We start from the raw sequence: 15,829 nt of genomic DNA, 5'->3' as shown, positions 1-15,829 counted from the left end.
AACACCGTTTCGAATTAATGCATGGCGCAGAGGTATGTGGAATTTTTTTCGAAGCAAGACCACGAATGTGATCAGTCTCTTGGCTCGTCCGCCACCCACATCAGAGGGCCAAGAAAAATTACCACTGCGAAATTGGCTTAGGATGAATCTGCATTCGGAATGACGGCACGCCGACTAAACAGACTTAAGGATGACGGCATGAAAAGAAACACCACCTTTGCATTCCTCGCCATTGGGTTGCTGGCGGCTTTCGGAATAGCGATCTTTTCGAAGCGGCCAACAAGCGGACCTGCGCTGCAAACTCCGTCTCCACTCGAACAGCCAGAAGCTTCAAAAACTCCAGCCCCCGAGGAAAACGTTGATTCACTAGTTTCACACGGAAAGCTTGACCCTACAGTCGTGATTCCCACTAGGGGCCGAGCTTACTCAATATCACGAACGCAATCACTTCCGGAGGGCGACGCACTGGAGTATGTGCAATCACTCCTACAAAAATCTGGCGCAGGGGATGCCACAGCGACATACGCCATATATTTGGCAGTTAGCCAGTGCAAGTCGACATTAAACGCACCATCACTCTCCCTTGCCCAGATTTACCGGGAACAGGGAATTGAAGAGCAGTACAAGAATTCTATCGAGAATGATCTAATCAAATGCGAGGCATTGATCAGCGATCCGGCGCTCTCAGACGAGCCCTGGCTAAAGAGAGCAGCAGACCAAGGCTCCATTGAAGCAAAAATAATGTTTGCCATAGACTCCGGATCCGTACTAGGGCAGCGCTCGAATTACCTCGCGAATCCAGAGCGTTTAATCGAATACCGAGCCGAAGCAATTCATAATCTGCAATCCGCCGCATCGACAGGAAGCGTGGACGCCCTAATGGCACTAGGGAATGCATATGAAAAAGGAATTCTTACTGAAAAGTCAACGCCAACATCACTGGCATATTACAAAGCGGTCTATTCAATTTCGCCCAATTCGGCGCTACAGGAATTAATAGCTCGCGAATCAAAAAACCTATCTAACAGGGAGAACGACGCAGCAGAAAAGCTATCAATTCAAATTGTCGACAATTGCTGTCGATAATTGAGAAATTAACCACAAAAAGGATTTCAATGTGGAAACATCAAATGACATAAGCAGCCCCAAATCCAATGGAAAGGTCAATCCACTTAGCCCATTGGCAGCCGCCCTCTCAATCACAGCTTTAACAGCGGGGCTTCTCTTAAGTTTCGGATCATTCAGCGCAGCATCCGCAAACTACTCGATACTTTGCAACGGCTGTGATCTGGGCTCCCCCTTTCCAACAGAAAGGACATTAAGCGAGATCAAGAATTACGTTAAAGTAAGTGCACCTGTACCGGCACAATCCGGCGACACAGTAACCGTCTGCAATGGCACGGCATGCGTCCAATACACACTGGATGATTCTGGAAATTACATAGGCGCTCCGCCTATCAAACAGACGACAAGCCCGCCTGGCGGTGGTGGAGGTGGAGGTGGGGGCGGCAGTGGTGGCGTCGGTGGTGTCAACCCCGGTGGCGGCTGCTATGGAAACTGCGGCGGCGGGGTCGTCACAATCAAGCCGATTTTCCCAATCCGCCCCCAGTGATGTTGGAAGCCGCTTTAACTTGCTATCAGGTGCTCACGGCCCTTCGGGGCCGTCATTTCTCAAGCTGTGGGTTCGATCGCGCTCCTGAAGATAGATGAATCGCCACCCAACTCGACCATCTTTCATACCGAGACCAATACTTACTTGTGGAAATTTCCATCTTCTGCGTTGTCATCGCGTTGACAACCGCAATCATTGGCGCAAGCCCGCGAAAGGCATTTTTGATGGGTAGTCTGGTCGCATTCGTCGCAGGCTTTGTCGCCTTCGCTGTCGAGAATGGCCCTCCAGACTTGTACGGCCTCTATCGAGTTTCGATCTTCGCGATGCTTTTCGCCCTACCCGCTGCGCTCATGTCATTCATTGCCGCTAAGCTGAAGCGATAAGCTCGAGCCCTTCCAGGGGCCCGGCTTCGCCTGTCATGAAGGCCAGCTTCTGATATGCAGCGGTGATCTGGGCGGAGTAGCACATGGGCGCCATCTGGCCGCACCAGCCGTCTCCGCGATGTGATGGCGAGCTGTGCTGTCAGTGCCCAGTTACGTCAGCCACCGCGGTCATGCCGAGCTGATTGAAGACGGCCGCGTTGTCGCTCGAAGGAATCAGCGCGGTGCTGCCCGCCGTGTAGAACTGCTGCGGTCCGATCCCATTTCGGTTCGGGCCGCTGATCCGATAGCCGACTGGCACCTGGGTCTGCACCCACGCCCGGCAGGTGATCGCGGCGTACTGCTTCCCTGCTGGTACAACCACCATCTGAGATCCGGCCGAAGATCCGTTCACGATGGGGAAAACCCGAATGATCTTGAGCGGCTTGCCTGCCGTAGAGAACGACAAGCTGCCATCGTCTCGGAACAGCTCAAACCCGTAGTTCGCCCGCAGGTAGACGCCCAGGTCATAGATCCAGATCGTGCCGGCCACCCTCGTCGGCTGCGACCCAGCGTAGATCCGCAGGAGCCAGTTGCCGCCGCCCTCGTTAACCAGCACAGGCACGATCGGCTTGTCGACGTCACCTGCGATCGCCGCGATGATCGGTGTGCTCGCTTGGAACCTCCGCTCGATCATCCGCGTGAACGCGGGTTGCCCCGCAATCTCGTAAACCACCACGCCTGGCTCGGCAAAGTCGATCCTGTGCCGAAGGTGGAAATTTGGGTAATCCGGCGAAATCTGCACGTGGGCACCGTCGTCGGTCCACGCCTCCATTCCTGCTGGCATATCAGCTCCATCCTATGAATGCGGTGCACGGCACCAGCTGGTAGGCCGGCGCACCGCCGCCGGTCACATCCGCATACCAGTAGACGCGACCATCCCGGTACACCAGCGACGGCTGCCGGCCCTCCCAACCCGGAGGCGGCACGATGCAGTAGAAAAAGTCTCCGGTTGGGACATAGGGAATCGCCACCGACCCGCCGTGGTTCGAGTCCGTTCCAATGGACGTCACGAACCCAGCAAGTCGCGTGGTGATATCGATGTCGATGCTTCCGTCATCGTTGAACGTTTGAAAGCCGGCCGGCATAACTCGCCTCACATCAAGTAGGAAGGCCGACCACTTCCAGATGATCCATGGCGGTGCGTACAGCGCGCGCGGACATGCAGCAGCGCTTGCCGATGGTGGCAATGGCAGGCCAGCACACACCCTCGTCGTTGGCCTGGTCAGCCAGCGAGATCAGCACAGCCTTCTGCGTGACGCTCAGGCCCTGCAGCGGCCAGCACTGCGACATGATGATCGTCGACATGTCAGAGCCCCAGCGTCATGTTCTGGCCCGGGGCCACCGGCCACCAGGTGCAGGCCGGCTTGCCGGTGGTGGCGCACGGCGCAGTCGGGCCGCGCCAGATGCGGCCCTCTCGGGCCAGCTCAGGAAGGCGGCGACCCAGCATGTGGCGGTCTAGGCCGGTCAACGTCGAGAGGTGCAGACTGCTGTGGCCGGGATAACGGATCACCGCCGCCTCAGTCTTGGCATGCTGGACGCGCAGCGCACCGCTGGCGACAAGATCAGCAGCGGCTACATGGCTGCCACGGGGATCGGTGGAACGGGCCAGATGGCTCATCGGGCGGTCTCCAGTCCCATGGCGCGAATCACCGCCTTGCGGAACGTCAGTGCGCTGATGACCAGGTCGTCGGTTTCGTTGATGATCTTCTGACCGTGGGGGCGGTCCTTCTCGTCAATCACACCGTCGGCGACCGCGGGGCTGACCGCCGCGCAGAGGTCGCCAAAATCCTTCATCAACTGCCCAACGCCTACGGTGTCGGCGGAGGTTTCGATGGCGTCCATGCGGATCGGCAGGATGCCGCGGCGGCGCCCCAGCGCGCGCTCACAGTTGCTGCGGTACGGCTCGGGCAGGCTCATCACCCAGGCATCTTCGAGATCGGCCGGCAGCGTCTTGACCACGCCGTCGAGGTAACGGCCCAGGATCTGGCCGTTGTGCTTCTTGTCGGCGTCGCCATCCCCCTCCCCACCCAACGTGATGCGGAATGGAACTTCGCGGTCGTCCTGCGCGTACATCGACAGGTACTGATCGGCCACCACCATGGCGAAGCTGCGGCGGTTGGTGCCGGTGTCGCGCAGCATCTGCTCGGTGAATCCGTAGATCACCGTCTGGCGCTTGGGCAGGAAATGGGGCTTGGGCTTCATGACACGCTCTCAGGGGCGGCGCACGATGGGCGCCATGGAGATCAACAATTCAGGGATGACGGCCAGTGGCCACCTGTTCGAAAAGCGAGGGCCGCAAGGTCCGGGCGGCGGCCAGCCCCGCGTTGAAGATCAGTGCGATATCCTCGCCAGCGAGGTCGTGCTGCACCGCGTATTCGCGGATGCGCGACAGGTGGTGCTCCCGCGCCTGCTCGGGGGTCTGGTCAGACATTGGGGTTCTCCATGGAGACGGAACAAATCGAAACTCGCGGCGCGGACGGCCGCAGGGTGTGGGTCATCAAGCACTTCACCCGTATCGACACTTCGGACCTGGACGGGCCAAGTTGGGTCGAGGGGATGGCAAGGCACACGCTCGGAGACGGCAGCGCAGTCAATGCCGACGCAGACGGATTTGAAGTGGTTGCCACTGGCGAGCGCCTGGTTCGGCTGTAGCCCATCACGCCACCTCAATCGGGGCTATGCGGCCTGCATCGGGGTCGTCGTTTGCCGGCCTGGCCGGCTCCTGTTGCTCGGTGTGCCCAAGCAGCTTCATCACCTGTGGCAGGGCCGGGACCATGTCCTCATCCGCCCAGTCGCTCACCTGCTCTACCGGCAGCTGCAGAACCTTGGCCAACTGCTTGTCGGTGCTCAGGCCCAGCTTTGCGCGCAGCGCGCGCTTACTCATGCGGCTGTCAACCAGCTGGCGGACGGCCGAAATGCTGGACCCCACGAAGACTTCCGGCCGCAGCAACTCGAGGAACTGCCTGCGCGCCGGGGGAATTCCACTGACACGCCACTCACTGACGGACGGCGGCTTGATGCGGCAGATGCGGGCCACCTCGGTGGTGCCACCCAAGCGGTCGATGATCTCGGAAGCAGTAAGGTCGTCCATGTCGCCAAGGTTAGGACTAGCTAATGAGCCAGTCAATAGCCAGTCCTAATCCAATTGTAGTTAGCCTTTCCTAATGACTACTCTTGCCGAACGTTTGACGCTCGCAATCGAGCACGCCCAGCTGACCAAGGCGGAACTTGCCCGCCGCGTCGGAATCTCCGCACCCAGTGTCAATGGCTGGTTCAGCGGCAAAGCAAAATTCCTCCGCGGCGAGAACCTGCTGGCCGCCGCCAAGGCACTGGGCGTGAACGAGACGTGGCTGGCCACTGGCAAGGGGCAGATGCAGTCCAGCACGGATCCGACTGAATGGATCTCGCCAGTCCGAGAGATTGAGACGCCGCCCGGCTATGTTCGCTTCGACTTGTTCGAAGGGGGTGCGGGAATGGGCGCAGGGATGGTCAACCAGGACTACCCAGAGGTGGTGAAGACCATCGAGGTTGCAGAATGGGAAGTCCGCAGGAAGCTCGGTTACCTACCCAAGCCAGGCAGGATCCAGATCATCACCGGCCGCGGGCCGTCGATGCGGCCCAAGCTCGAAGACGGCGACATTGTCTGGATCGACACCAGTTGCAACTATTTCGACGGCGACGACTACTACCTGATCAACATCGGCGGCGAGACCCAGATCAAGATGCTGCAGAAGCGTGGCGACGGTCTCTACGTCGTAAGCGTCAACACTGACTTCCCGGCCTATCGGCCAGATCCTGGCGATGTGAGCATCTTGGGTAAGGCGCTCATCCACGCAGGTTTGCGGAAGTTCTAAGTAGCGAAGAAATTCCTACTACTGTCCCAAATTGGGACGAACGAAAAAGCCCCGCCGAAGCGGGGCTTTTATGGTGCTCGGTCAATCTCATTGTGGGTTGCCACGCGCCTGAGCCAAGCGGTCGTGCCGTTGATCTCAAACGAGATCTTGTAGTTGCCGGTGACATGCAAGGTGTAGATGTCAGGGTTCTTGAACCCTTGCAACTTCTCGAACCCCAATCCTGGTGGCCTTGGGTTCTTCTGCAGATCGTCAAGCTTCCCATCTACACGCGTCTGCATGTCGATCGTAAGCTTCTTGTACTCTTTGGTGTAACGACGTGATGGAGTCCAGTCCGCGATGACGACTCCTCCTGAGCCTATGGACGTCATTAATGAAGAATGCCTCGCCTCAGCTCTTCAACCGTCGAGTAGCGGACTCCGTCACGGGGCTCCGCAGCAAGATCATGCGAGATGATTGCCGCCTGCAGGTCCTTCGTGACCTCGATCACAGCAGCCAACGCAACCAGCATGTCGTCATACGACGTGTGCAACATGTCGCAGTGGCTTTCGTTCAAGCGGCCATCGGTATCAATGCAGCTCTTCTTCGCGGTAAGTACGGCTAGCCCAGACTCAAAACGCGGGACGAGCTCACCCAGCCCGTCAACCAACTTGTCGTCGGGGTCCATGTACTCGCCAATACGAACGGTAGCAGTGCGGGTCACCTGGACCACGGCGCGGCCAACGTTTGCAATTCCGTAATACGTCTTCACGTGCGCGGCGATAGCGTCGACAGTCTCGTCAACTGCGCGGTGGAGGCCAAGGTCTGCTAGTCCTTCAACAGTATCGGTGAAAGACACGACCGCATCGGCGATCGTCATGTCCTTCTTTAGGGACGCGGCCATCATGGTCACTGTCCTCCTTCTCCTAATCATTGGCACTTAGGGGTGCCCATCCCGCCGTTGGAGCGGTCAACGGCCAGCGAATAGTAATAGTGAAACCCCCATACCACAACTGTCGTTAGCATCAATGGTTGACTTTCTATGCTGAACGAAGTTGCGGAAGGGCTACCGCATTTCCACTATCGGCATCTACCAATCAAAGTTAAGTGAAACCTTGTGCCATAAGGGTTTCACCGAGGCACGAGGCCGTCTACGAGTGCTTGGACCGACGATCGAGCCGAAAGTTTTAACGTTAAAGACGCTCGTTCATAGGCCGTTGCCGTCTCAGCTTTCGGTGTCCCTGCCTAGTCTCCCAGCCTGGCTCGGCCGTATCACTTGCGCGGGTGACCTGCGCCGCTTCCTAGGTAAGCCCAGCCTCCATTAGGAACTCCGTTCAGAAAAATATTAGCCACTCCTATTGACCGGATGATTAGCCACTCCTAATCTAACCCGGTCGCCCAACACCACCCCATCCCGGGGCCGGGCGCAGGAGATCACGCATGGCCACCCTGTCTCTCGGCGTCAGCAAGGCGCCACCTACCGTCGTAGCGATTCCCTCCCTCGGCGTGGTCGCCATCAAGGTGGGCGCTGCCAGCCTCTACGTTGAACTCGCAGAGGCCGACCGTCTCTCGGTGGAAATCCAGCACGCCGCGCATCAGCTGCGCGGCGAAAGCCAGGACGCAGCCGCATGAGCGCCGCCCTCGCCCACCACTCCAACGCTCAGCGCGCCGCTGCAGCCGCTGGCATCGTCGCCCGCGCCGGGCGCCGCTGGGGACTCCTGCCCAACCAGGTCATCGCAGCCGCGAGCTTTGCCGCCAACGCTGTCCTGCGGCAGGGCAAGAGCGCTGCAGGTGCTGTCGCCGCCGCTCGCCGTGCAGCGCGCGCGCAGGCAGGTGCTGCATGAGCGCACCCACCGCACCGAGCTTCGCCATCATCGAAGTGCCAGGCTGCGGCATGCGCCTGCGCGCCATGAAGGATGAGGGCGGCTGGAGCATTTCCGGTTGGCGCCGCGCCCAAGGCGCAAAGGCCATGGTCATGTTCGCGGCTGCGGATACCACACCGACCTTCAGCGAGACCGCCGGCCAGCATCACGTCATTGCAGGCCGCACGTACATCGCACTGCCAGCTACAAGCCAGGAGAAGCTGCAGGCATTCATTGCCTCCACCGAGGGCGCGAGCGTCCAAGGCGGTGCTGCATGAGCCGTCAGTATCGCGACGATCACCCGGCTCTGGACGCTCGTCTCTCGGCTCTGGAAGGCGCGGCAATGGACGCGTTTGAAGCCGGCTGGGACGCATACCCGCCAGGTGCGCGCTGCATCGTTCGCTCGCAACGCTATGGCCACCGGTTCGCCGATTACGGATTGGTGCGGGAGGAAGAGTAATGCGCCACCTGGCCCTGCCCTTCTTCTGCGCCGTCGTCGTCGGCCTGCTCCTCGCCACGCTCTCTTGGGCGCTGCGCAACCAGGTCGAACCCGTCGCCCTCGCCTGCGCCATCGGCGCCGTGTTCTTCGCATGGCGCTGCTGGGAAGACCTCCAGACCAGCTGGCCAGCCTTCAAGGCCGAGATGCAGCGACGCAGCGCCGAGCGGCTGCGCGCACCGCTGGCCGCTGACGACACCCACTGAGTACCGATCAGCTCCCCAGCCCGGTTGTCCGGGTGTCCCCCACCGGCTGTGCCTTCACCACCAGCACAGACGTGGCCACGTTCTTCGACAAGCGCCACAGCCATGTGCTGCGGGCCATAGAGAGCCTGTTGAGCGACTTGAGGGAGCACATCCAGTGGCAAGACCGGGCGGACATGGATGAACAATCGGATGCTGACGACCATCAGCCCAAGATTGGGCTGATGGTTCCCGAGGATCTCTTCGAGGCGGCAGAGGTGGAGGTCAGCATCGGAAGTGGTGCCGTCCGGCACGATCCGATCTACAACCTGAGCCGTGATGGGTTTGCCCTGTTGGCCATGGGCTTCACAGGCAAACAGGCCCTCGCCTTCAAGTTAGCCTACATCTCGGCGTTCAACGCAATGGAAGCCAGACTGCGCCAGCCCTACGTGGTCCCCTTGGCGGAGGATCTGGAGTTCGCACGGAGCTTGCGCGTCAAAGACAACTCATGCTCCACGAGCAGGCCTACAAGGCCTCCCGTGCGTTGAGCATCGCCACTAACGAAGACGAACGCCACCAGGCCTATTGGCAGCTGTATCAGGTCAACACCACCCTTGGTATTCCAATGCCCAGCATGGAAGCATTGGGAGTGACACCATTGGCCGCAAGCAACAGTTTGCCACGCGGCCAAGACCGGAACGTTGGCTGAAGTCCGGATACAAGAAAGCCGCCTGTAGGCGGCTTGTGGTGGGCTGTGTTGTGGGGCGACGCACGTCGGATTTGAGAAGTGTTTTCTTCGCCTGTCATCGTCAGGCAGCTGCAGCGTGGCCGCCGCGATCCATTTACACGTTCACAATTGTATTCCTCATGTTCCGCCGAGACACATAGTGAACCAACTCAGATTTCCCATGCGCACCGCATTGCTGATAAGTTCGGGCTAGGGGAATCCATTTGCATAGGAGGTGCGTGATGTTAACTCGGACTAAGGTAACCACCGCTGTAACCGCAGGACTGCTTCTAGCTATGGCATTTGCAACAAATGCCGATGCCCAACCAGCGCAACCGCAAAACAAGCAGCCATTACCTACAGTGGCTCAGAGCACGACAATCTTTCATCAGCTTGAGCCCGAACTGCAGCGATTTGTTGATAAGCAAGAGCGCCTGCCAGGCCAAGAAGCTCGCGTCATCGTTAGAGTCACACCCGAACCCAGCACCGGAATCATCTGGATTGACTTGGACGCAGGCTATCTCCCCAAGGGAACAACCGAATTCGGCGAAGACCTAGGTGCGAAGATCAGAGAGGTCAGCATGGAGCTGGGCGACTACCTCACTGGAGTTGTTGATTACAAGTTCGTCCGTGCTCGGGTGGGTGGCAAGACGATGGAAGAGCTCTTTCCATCACAGTCCAGAAAGCAGACTAGCCCCAAGCTCAGTCAACGGGCGGCAGCCGCTGCCCCTGTACAGGGCCTCGTTGTGTTGAACCCTGGCCATGGGAAGTACTTCCACCACGGCAAGAATACATGGGAGTACCAGCGCCCAGAGCCCTACGCCGGCACTACCAACATCCACGAAGACTTCATTACCCCCAACTATGCTGCCCAGGTCGGCAGCTTTCTTGGTGCTAGAAGCCGCGCCTACGCCACTGATATCCGCTATACAAGGGCAATAAATGAGGCGGGCATAGACACCACGAGCAACCTACAGTGGTCGGAACTTGCAGCCCGCTACTACCTAAAGCGGATTCTTCCGGATCAGGGCGCTAACATCTGGAATCGTTTCCCGAACGGCAATCCGTCAGGCCCCGCCCTGCGTGATTACGACGAAGATCTGGTCGCTCGTCCCGAGTACGCCAACCACATCAATGCCGAGACGTTCATTTCCTTTCATACCAATGGAGCTGGCCCGACCGCGCGTGGCGCTATCGTGATGACAAAGTTGGCCGATCCACAGTCTGCTCAGCTTGCCAGCAACATCGCCTGCTACATGAAGGAACTGATCAACTCGTCGGATAACTACTCCAGCTACCTTATCCGCCCTGGTCTTGTTGAAGCCAATGATAAAGCCGAAGTTCGCGACGCAGATATGCCGACCGCGCTGATCGAGTTCGGCTTCCATACCAATACCGAAGATGCAGTGGCACTTCAGGACAGCAAGTTCCAATCCTTGGCCGCCCGTGGCGTTGAGAAGGGCTATCGCACATACAAGAAAGGCGAAACGGACTGCCGGCCACTGACGATCAAGAGCGCACCACCCGTCAGTGGGCCACATCTCACCGACATTCCCTACACCGTGCAGATCTCGGGGACCCCAACTTATCCTCTCTATCTGCGCACCAAAATTGTGACCTGCCCCCCAGAATATAGCTGTAACCAGAGGTCCGAGCAGTACGCATCTCCTAGCGCGACCCCAGACACGCTGAATGCAACGGCCAGATGCACCAACGCTTATCCAGTTCCAGGCAGTGTCATCGTCGTCGATCGCTATCTGGAAGATAGCGACGGAGTGAAGAGTCCCTTGGTGCGCAGCTCAATTACTTGCACTTAGCACACTGCCACCTCAACAAACTGAGTTCCCCTGAATTATTCCCGCGGCCTCGCACGAGGCCGCTCTATCTCCGTAGCTGATCCATCACGCTGTTGCTCCCAGCTCAAAGGGGTTGAAGCGGATCACCTCATCGCCCAGCCATTCGTTGAGCGCGGTCAGCCGCGTCTGCAGGGGTGACAGTTCCATCGCAGTCCACACGGTCGCCGCCTCGCGGATCGAGCCAAACCCACCACTGTTCTGCGGCACGATGCCAAGTAGCTGCGGCGGGGTCCGAAGGGACGCGAGCATGTCGTCGCGGGTCACGCTCTTGATGCCGGTGAATTCATCCTTTGCCGCAACTTCACTCACTGGAATCAGCTTCAATCCATCTTTGCTCCCGCCCGGCGAGTGCAGGAACAGGTTGCGGAAATTGCCCGGGCCGCGCGACTCGCGCAGCGCGTTACGGATGCCGTCCACATCGTCTTTCTCGGTCAGGGAGTCGGTCAGGTACAGAATGAAACCCGCGTGCGAACCATTGTTGTAATACTTCCGGCGGAACAGCGTCGCCGATTCGTTCAGCAGGGCCGACTGAACAGCCGGCATCCATTCCGGTAGCCCGTAAATCTCCTGGTCAACATCGGCCTCGCGTAGCTGGAACACATCGCCGCGAGTGAACTCATGCTCGATCTGACCGGCGCGGATCTGGAAGAACTCGCCGGGCTCCACGCCTCGGCGCATGTACTTCGCCAGCGGCACCGCCAGGGAGTGATTGACACCGGACATAGCGCGGCGGCGCTCAACGTAGGCCATGCCGAAGGTGATGTAGTCCAACGCCAGCTGTGCGAACGCCTCGCGGCTGAGCAGCTTGTGCGGGCGGTACGTGCTGACCAGCATGTTCCGCTTGAAGGTCAACCCGCTGTGCAGATAGGGATTGGCGCGAGTGGTGCGAGACAACCCATGCAGATCCACCGGCGGTTCGAAGTAGCGACCGTTACGCCAGCATTCGAGGTAGTCGAGGATGCCGCGCGAGTCCAGCACTGGCGTAGGGTCACCAAAGGTGAACGCCTCGACGCCGGCAGGCGCGGTCGCGGTAGCGCCCTGGTCAGGGTCAGTCATCAGAAAATCTCCATGGAGCCGCGCGCAGCGGCGCCGCCTTCAAGCGGTTCGTTCTGCAGTGCGTGCATGAGTGCCCACGCCAGATCGGCGTGGCCTGTGGCGCGCGAGCGGCCGGCGGTGTAGGTCACCTGGCGCCCGCTCGGGGTAATGGTTTTCTGGATCGCCAGCAGCGACTGCGTGATGTCCGTCCAGCCTGCGTCGTATTCCAGACGCTCGTTCTTGATGACATCGAACGCCTTCAACACCAGCCGGGTCTTCACCTCGGGGGAGTAGTTGAAGATCGTCAAGCCGGGGAAGAACTGGCGCACCAGCTGGGCCACGCCCGTGCCCATGCCGGTTGCGTCGATGCCGATATAGGTCACCCAATACCGCAGGGTGATCTGCTGGATGAAAGCAGCCTGCGCCGCAAAGTCCATGCCCTTGAACTGATGGCGTTCCAGCACGCGGAACTTGCCGCCGGGCACCTGCGGCGGCGCGACCACTACGATGCCGGCGCTGTCGCCTGTCTCGGCCGGGTCATACCCGATCCACACCGCGCGGTCGCCGTAGGGGCGAATGGCCAGAGGCTTGAAGTCGTCGGCCCACTCCACCCAGCTGTCGACCTGGCACGGCTGCAGCATCGTGAGCGGGAAGATGCTGGCGCTGTCGTCCACGAACTCGCACATCAGCAGATTGGCGAATTCCTCGGCGCTGTAGTCGCGGCGTAGTTCCTCAATATCGAACAGGTCGCAGCCTCGGCCTGCCGCATCCAGAACGGTCACGATCTGGCGCCACATGGCGTCTTCACACCGGCGCCCGCCCATCAGCCGCGCGTGGCTCACATCCATCTGGATCTGCTGGGACACCGGGCGCCCCTTGTTGAAGCGGTCGCCGGTCCAGAAGTCGAATGCTTCGTGCGCCATGGTGGATGGCGTGCTGAAGTAGGTCTTTCGCCACTTCTTGTGCATCGCCATGCCGCTGGCAACCTTGTTCAGCTGGTTAAAGCCGTGGGTCCAGAAGAATTCGTCGAAGTAGAAATTGCCGTGGTAGCCCTGTGCGGTGCGGGCGTTCGTCCCGAGGAAGAACAGCTCGGCGCCGTTGGCCAGGGTGATCGGATCCCCGGTCAGATCGCGGTCCAGCACCTCACGCACAAAGCCGCGCATGTAGCCCAAGAAGATATGGGCTTGGCTCTTTGAAGCACTGAGGAAGATTTGATTGCGGCCGGTGGTCAGCGCATCAATGAGCGCCTCGCGCGCGAAGTAGTAGGTGGCGCCGATCTGGCGGGATTTCAGGATCACCCGCGTGCGTTCGTTCCCAGCCCGATACCAATCTCGTTGGTAGTCGAAGCAGCCGTCCACGAACGCCGTCTGCAGGCGCTCGATCTCTTCCTGACTGAACTCGTTCTTGCGCGCCTTCTTCTTCGGTGCGGCGTTGCGGTTGGCCACCGCAGGATTCAGATCACCCTCGTTGCCACCGCCCTGGTATCGCTGGATACGAGCCTGCCGCTCAAGCTGGCGGTGCAGCAGGTCGATTTCCTTGAAGTCGCCGCCGGTCTTCCCTTCCTTGTGGATCAGGATCGCCAACCGCGCTTCCAGAGCGCCACCAATGCGCTCCACAGCGTCGGCGCGGTCCCATTCGTCGCGCGCCTTCCAGCTGTGGATCGTCTTCTCTTTCTCGCCGATCAGGCTGGCGATGTCGCACACGCGCCAGCCCATCCAGTACAGGAACTTGGCTTGGCGTCGTGGATCGACGTGGAGTTTTTCGGCTACGCTGGTCACGTGAACAGGTTGCCCGTCGCCACGCGCGCGCAACACGGAAAACCCTAGTAATACAGGTGCTTACACGCTCCACGCGTTGCTGCAACTTCGCCCTCATTCGACCATGGGTCATCGCATCGAGAACCGATGCGCACTGACACCAGCAGAGGGCGAAATGGCCGGTAAGACCGACAAAAAGAAGCTGCGTTCCAAGTTCTTCCGCGTCGCCGTCGAGGGCGCAACCACTGACGGCCGTGTGATCGAGCGTCAGCACATCACCGATATGGCAGCGTCCTACGATCCGCAGCTGTACGGCGCCCGCATCTGGGTGGAACACATGCGCAGCTTGATGCCGGATGGCCCGTTCAAGGCGTTCGGCGACGTCCTGGCTGTGAAGGCCGAAGAGGTCGAAGTCGGCGGCGTGAAGAAGCTCGCCCTGTTCGCCCAGATCGAGCCGACCGACGCCCTGGTGGCCATGGTCAACAACGACAAGCAAAAGCTCTACACCAGCATCGAGATTGCGCCGAAGTTCGCCGACACCGGCAAGGCGTACCTGCAGGGCCTGGCGGTGACCGACACCCCGGCGAGCCTGGGCACGGAAATGCTGGCCTTCGCGGCACAGCATCCGGAGAGCAGCCCGCTCGCCCATCGCAAGCAGTCCCCGGAAAACCTGTTCACGGCGATGGAAGAGACGGAGATCACCTTCGATGAGGTCGATCAGCCGGCCGCGCGCCCGAGCAAGATGGCCATCCTGCTCTCTGGCCTTGGGCTGCTGCCCAAGCCGGCACCGGAACCGAAGGAAGACACCGCGCCCGACGCCGCCAAGTTTGCCGAACAGCTGCTGGCGACTTTCAACGCGCAGGACGAACGCATCGAGCAGCTGGCCGAAGAGAACCGCAACCTGGTCACCAAGGTCCAGAACCTCACCGCACAGGTGGCCACCGTGCGCAAGACGCTCGATGACACCCCGCAGACGTTCAAACAGCGCCAGCCGATTTCCGGCCCCGGTCGTAGCGTCGGCGACGCCACCGACTGCTGATACCTACCGGCCCCCTATTAACGGAGCAACGCTATGCGTACCGAAACCCGCACACAGTTCAACCAGTTCACCCGCCGCGTGGCGGAACTGAACAACATCGAATCTGCCGCCCTGTCGTTCTCGGTCGAGCCGAGCGTGCAACAGACCATCGAGCAGCGCATTCAGGAGAGCAGCGCATTCCTGTCCGCCATCAACATGCCCGGCGTGATCGACCTCAAGGGCGAGAAGATCGGCGTGGGCGTGAGCGGCACCATCGCCGGCCGCACCGACACCAGCGGCAGCGGCAAGCGCGAGCCGGCGGATGTGACCGCGCTCGACAAGACCGGCTACGAGTGCTCGCAGACCAACTACGACACCGCAATCCCCTACGCTCGCCTCGACGCATGGGCGCGTCAGAAGAACTTCCAGACGGTGCTGCGCGACGCGATCATCCAGCGCCAGGCACTGGACCGCATTATGGTCGGACTCAACGGCACCAGCATTGCCCCAACCACCGACCGCTCCACCAACGGCACCCCGTCGGCCGATCTGTTGAAGACCGTCGAGGCCGCGCTGCTCAACGACAACGTGCGCCCGCTGACCGACTACGTCACCGTGGCTCCGGCCACCGTGAAGCCGTTCGAGATCCGCGCACGGCTGGTCACCTTCAACGGCCCTGACAGCGCCCTGGTGCTGGCCGAGGCGCGTCGCCGCGTGACGCTCTTCCTGCAGCAGACACAGCGCCTGGGCCGCGACGTGCCGCTGTCGGCGCTCTACTCGGCCCTGCACGTCGATGGCGTGCACCGCGTGCAGTTGATGGCGCCCACGGCGGATATGCCGGTGGATGGCGCCATCGGCAGCCCGCGCTACGCTTGGGAGCAGATCGCTGCGTCTACCCGCACGTTCAGCGATACCACCACTGTGCTTACGCAGGCGGTTGTCGATGGCATGGTGCAGCACACCCGCATAGGAGCCGACTCTTCGCTGGACCGGCCCAGCCGCATCGGCCTTGTGCTGACCGCCGATGCTGCA

Annotated in this window: 21 protein-coding genes and 1 pseudogene; 11 read left to right on the top strand and 11 right to left on the bottom strand. The window is 60.3% G+C overall.

Going from position 1 to position 15,829, the window contains the following annotated elements; genetic code table 11:
• Nucleotides 1-198: 198 nt before the first annotated feature.
• Complete coding sequence (locus tag AC07M7_RS03940; RefSeq protein ID WP_495206791.1) at nt 199-1,086, top strand: hypothetical protein; 888 nt, start codon at nt 199-201, stop codon at nt 1,084-1,086.
• 1,048 nt (nt 1,087-2,134) lie between these two features.
• On the opposite strand, the gene AC07M7_RS03935 is transcribed toward AC07M7_RS03940, so the two are convergent.
• From AC07M7_RS03935 to AC07M7_RS03905, 7 genes are all read right to left on the bottom strand, one after another.
• Nucleotides 2,135-2,818: a hypothetical protein gene (locus tag AC07M7_RS03935; protein WP_046983621.1), complete on the bottom strand. Its 684-nt coding sequence runs from the start codon at nt 2,816-2,818 to the stop codon at nt 2,135-2,137.
• 1 nt (nt 2,819) lies between these two features.
• Entirely contained in the window at nt 2,820-3,119 is a 300-nt protein-coding gene (locus AC07M7_RS03930) for a hypothetical protein (RefSeq protein ID WP_495206790.1), read from the bottom strand.
• A gap of 13 nt (nt 3,120-3,132) precedes the next feature.
• Complete coding sequence (locus AC07M7_RS03925; protein ID WP_495206789.1) at nt 3,133-3,339, bottom strand: helix-turn-helix domain-containing protein; 207 nt, start codon at nt 3,337-3,339, stop codon at nt 3,133-3,135.
• 1 nt (nt 3,340) lies between these two features.
• Nucleotides 3,341-3,652, bottom strand: a complete 312-nt coding sequence (locus tag AC07M7_RS03920) for a winged helix-turn-helix domain-containing protein (protein WP_495206788.1) — start codon at nt 3,650-3,652, stop codon at nt 3,341-3,343.
• A complete protein-coding gene (locus tag AC07M7_RS03915; protein ID WP_107432088.1) occupies nt 3,649-4,236 on the bottom strand; it encodes a DUF8585 domain-containing protein in 588 nt (195 codons plus the stop codon). The genes AC07M7_RS03920 and AC07M7_RS03915 overlap by 4 nt, the downstream gene beginning before the upstream one ends.
• 49 nt (nt 4,237-4,285) lie before the next feature.
• Entirely contained in the window at nt 4,286-4,465 is a 180-nt protein-coding gene (locus AC07M7_RS03910; RefSeq protein ID WP_481479744.1) for a hypothetical protein, read from the bottom strand.
• A 225-nt stretch (nt 4,466-4,690) separates the two neighbouring features.
• Complete coding sequence (locus AC07M7_RS03905) at nt 4,691-5,125, bottom strand: hypothetical protein (protein ID WP_495206787.1); 435 nt, start codon at nt 5,123-5,125, stop codon at nt 4,691-4,693.
• Between the two features lie 73 nt (nt 5,126-5,198).
• On the opposite strand from AC07M7_RS03905, the gene AC07M7_RS03900 reads away from it, so the two are divergent.
• On the top strand, nt 5,199-5,888 hold the full coding sequence (locus AC07M7_RS03900; RefSeq protein WP_495206786.1) for a LexA family transcriptional regulator: 690 nt from the start codon (nt 5,199-5,201) through the stop codon (nt 5,886-5,888).
• A 68-nt stretch (nt 5,889-5,956) separates the two neighbouring features.
• Here AC07M7_RS03900 and AC07M7_RS03895 read toward each other — a convergent pair whose 3' ends face one another.
• Complete coding sequence (locus AC07M7_RS03895; protein WP_478468346.1) at nt 5,957-6,166, bottom strand: hypothetical protein; 210 nt, start codon at nt 6,164-6,166, stop codon at nt 5,957-5,959.
• An 89-nt stretch (nt 6,167-6,255) separates the two neighbouring features.
• Entirely contained in the window at nt 6,256-6,771 is a 516-nt protein-coding gene (locus AC07M7_RS03890) for a hypothetical protein (protein ID WP_495206785.1), read from the bottom strand.
• Nucleotides 6,772-7,304: 533 nt separating this feature from the next.
• Here AC07M7_RS03890 and AC07M7_RS03885 point away from each other — a divergent pair.
• The 7 genes from AC07M7_RS03885 to AC07M7_RS03855 all read left to right on the top strand — a co-directional run bounded on the left by AC07M7_RS03885 (nt 7,305) and on the right by AC07M7_RS03855 (nt 10,948).
• Nucleotides 7,305-7,496 carry a hypothetical protein gene (locus tag AC07M7_RS03885; RefSeq protein WP_495206784.1) on the top strand — a complete coding sequence of 64 codons (192 nt, stop codon included), beginning with the start codon at nt 7,305-7,307 and terminating at the stop codon, nt 7,494-7,496.
• A complete protein-coding gene (locus AC07M7_RS03880; RefSeq protein ID WP_154352230.1) occupies nt 7,493-7,708 on the top strand; it encodes a hypothetical protein in 216 nt (71 codons plus the stop codon). The genes AC07M7_RS03885 and AC07M7_RS03880 overlap by 4 nt, the downstream gene beginning before the upstream one ends.
• Nucleotides 7,705-8,004, top strand: coding sequence for a hypothetical protein (locus AC07M7_RS03875; RefSeq protein WP_495206783.1), 300 nt, complete (start codon nt 7,705-7,707; stop codon nt 8,002-8,004). Before AC07M7_RS03880 ends, AC07M7_RS03875 begins: the two co-directional genes overlap by 4 nt.
• Nucleotides 8,001-8,186, top strand: coding sequence for a hypothetical protein (locus AC07M7_RS03870; RefSeq protein ID WP_495206782.1), 186 nt, complete (start codon nt 8,001-8,003; stop codon nt 8,184-8,186). The genes AC07M7_RS03875 and AC07M7_RS03870 overlap by 4 nt, the downstream gene beginning before the upstream one ends.
• Nucleotides 8,186-8,428 carry a hypothetical protein gene (locus AC07M7_RS03865; RefSeq protein ID WP_495206781.1) on the top strand — a complete coding sequence of 81 codons (243 nt, stop codon included), beginning with the start codon at nt 8,186-8,188 and terminating at the stop codon, nt 8,426-8,428. Before AC07M7_RS03870 ends, AC07M7_RS03865 begins: the two co-directional genes overlap by 1 nt.
• A gap of 32 nt (nt 8,429-8,460) precedes the next feature.
• The gene (locus AC07M7_RS03860) at nt 8,461-8,952 is read left to right on the top strand and encodes a Rha family transcriptional regulator (protein WP_495206780.1); all 492 of its coding nucleotides are present in this window, start codon (nt 8,461-8,463) and stop codon (nt 8,950-8,952) included.
• 475 nt (nt 8,953-9,427) lie between these two features.
• Nucleotides 9,428-10,948, top strand: coding sequence for an N-acetylmuramoyl-L-alanine amidase (locus AC07M7_RS03855; protein ID WP_495206779.1), 1,521 nt, complete (start codon nt 9,428-9,430; stop codon nt 10,946-10,948).
• 84 nt (nt 10,949-11,032) lie between these two features.
• Here the strand turns inward: AC07M7_RS03855 and AC07M7_RS03850 are convergent, their stop codons facing one another.
• Together AC07M7_RS03850 and AC07M7_RS03845 are read right to left on the bottom strand one after the other, a co-directional pair.
• On the bottom strand, nt 11,033-12,043 hold the full coding sequence (locus tag AC07M7_RS03850; protein WP_495206778.1) for a phage portal protein: 1,011 nt from the start codon (nt 12,041-12,043) through the stop codon (nt 11,033-11,035).
• Entirely contained in the window at nt 12,043-13,800 is a 1,758-nt protein-coding gene (locus AC07M7_RS03845; RefSeq protein WP_495206777.1) for a terminase ATPase subunit family protein, read from the bottom strand. Before AC07M7_RS03845 ends, AC07M7_RS03850 begins: the two co-directional genes overlap by 1 nt.
• Before the next feature lie 154 nt (nt 13,801-13,954).
• On the opposite strand from AC07M7_RS03845, the gene AC07M7_RS03840 reads away from it, so the two are divergent.
• Complete coding sequence (locus tag AC07M7_RS03840; RefSeq protein WP_495206776.1) at nt 13,955-14,818, top strand: GPO family capsid scaffolding protein; 864 nt, start codon at nt 13,955-13,957, stop codon at nt 14,816-14,818.
• Nucleotides 14,819-14,851: 33 nt separating this feature from the next.
• Nucleotides 14,852-15,643, top strand: a pseudogene (locus AC07M7_RS03835) (P2 family phage major capsid protein); the annotation flags it as partial.
• Nucleotides 15,644-15,829: the final 186 nt, after the last annotated feature.

Source organism: Stenotrophomonas sp. GW821-FHT09E08, assembly GCF_059416125.1.
Note: the sequence above shows the minus strand (reverse complement) of the source record. Positions and strands in the feature narration are given on the sequence as shown.

Bases quoted from the DNA above. Each gene is read 5' to 3' on its own strand.
- AC07M7_RS03895 (WP_478468346.1), bottom strand. From the start codon at position 6,166: ATGCAGACGCGTGTAGATGGGAAGCTTGACGATCTGCAGAAGAACCCA.
- AC07M7_RS03885 (WP_495206784.1), top strand. From the start codon at position 7,305: ATGGCCACCCTGTCTCTCGGCGTCAGCAAGGCGCCACCTACCGTCGTA.
- AC07M7_RS03880 (WP_154352230.1), top strand. From the start codon at position 7,493: ATGAGCGCCGCCCTCGCCCACCACTCCAACGCTCAGCGCGCCGCTGCA.
- AC07M7_RS03875 (WP_495206783.1), top strand. From the start codon at position 7,705: ATGAGCGCACCCACCGCACCGAGCTTCGCCATCATCGAAGTGCCAGGC.
- AC07M7_RS03940 (WP_495206791.1), top strand. From the start codon at position 199: ATGAAAAGAAACACCACCTTTGCATTCCTCGCCATTGGGTTGCTGGCG.
- AC07M7_RS03905 (WP_495206787.1), bottom strand. From the start codon at position 5,125: ATGGACGACCTTACTGCTTCCGAGATCATCGACCGCTTGGGTGGCACC.
- AC07M7_RS03930 (WP_495206790.1), bottom strand. From the start codon at position 3,119: ATGCCGGCCGGCTTTCAAACGTTCAACGATGACGGAAGCATCGACATC.
- AC07M7_RS03840 (WP_495206776.1), top strand. From the start codon at position 13,955: ATGGCCGGTAAGACCGACAAAAAGAAGCTGCGTTCCAAGTTCTTCCGC.
- AC07M7_RS03870 (WP_495206782.1), top strand. From the start codon at position 8,001: ATGAGCCGTCAGTATCGCGACGATCACCCGGCTCTGGACGCTCGTCTC.
- AC07M7_RS03900 (WP_495206786.1), top strand. From the start codon at position 5,199: ATGACTACTCTTGCCGAACGTTTGACGCTCGCAATCGAGCACGCCCAG.
- AC07M7_RS03925 (WP_495206789.1), bottom strand. From the start codon at position 3,339: ATGTCGACGATCATCATGTCGCAGTGCTGGCCGCTGCAGGGCCTGAGC.
- AC07M7_RS03910 (WP_481479744.1), bottom strand. From the start codon at position 4,465: ATGTCTGACCAGACCCCCGAGCAGGCGCGGGAGCACCACCTGTCGCGC.
- AC07M7_RS03935 (WP_046983621.1), bottom strand. From the start codon at position 2,818: ATGCCAGCAGGAATGGAGGCGTGGACCGACGACGGTGCCCACGTGCAG.
- AC07M7_RS03865 (WP_495206781.1), top strand. From the start codon at position 8,186: ATGCGCCACCTGGCCCTGCCCTTCTTCTGCGCCGTCGTCGTCGGCCTG.
- AC07M7_RS03890 (WP_495206785.1), bottom strand. From the start codon at position 6,771: ATGATGGCCGCGTCCCTAAAGAAGGACATGACGATCGCCGATGCGGTC.
- AC07M7_RS03915 (WP_107432088.1), bottom strand. From the start codon at position 4,236: ATGAAGCCCAAGCCCCATTTCCTGCCCAAGCGCCAGACGGTGATCTAC.
- AC07M7_RS03855 (WP_495206779.1), top strand. From the start codon at position 9,428: ATGGCATTTGCAACAAATGCCGATGCCCAACCAGCGCAACCGCAAAAC.
- AC07M7_RS03920 (WP_495206788.1), bottom strand. From the start codon at position 3,652: ATGAGCCATCTGGCCCGTTCCACCGATCCCCGTGGCAGCCATGTAGCC.
- AC07M7_RS03850 (WP_495206778.1), bottom strand. From the start codon at position 12,043: ATGACTGACCCTGACCAGGGCGCTACCGCGACCGCGCCTGCCGGCGTC.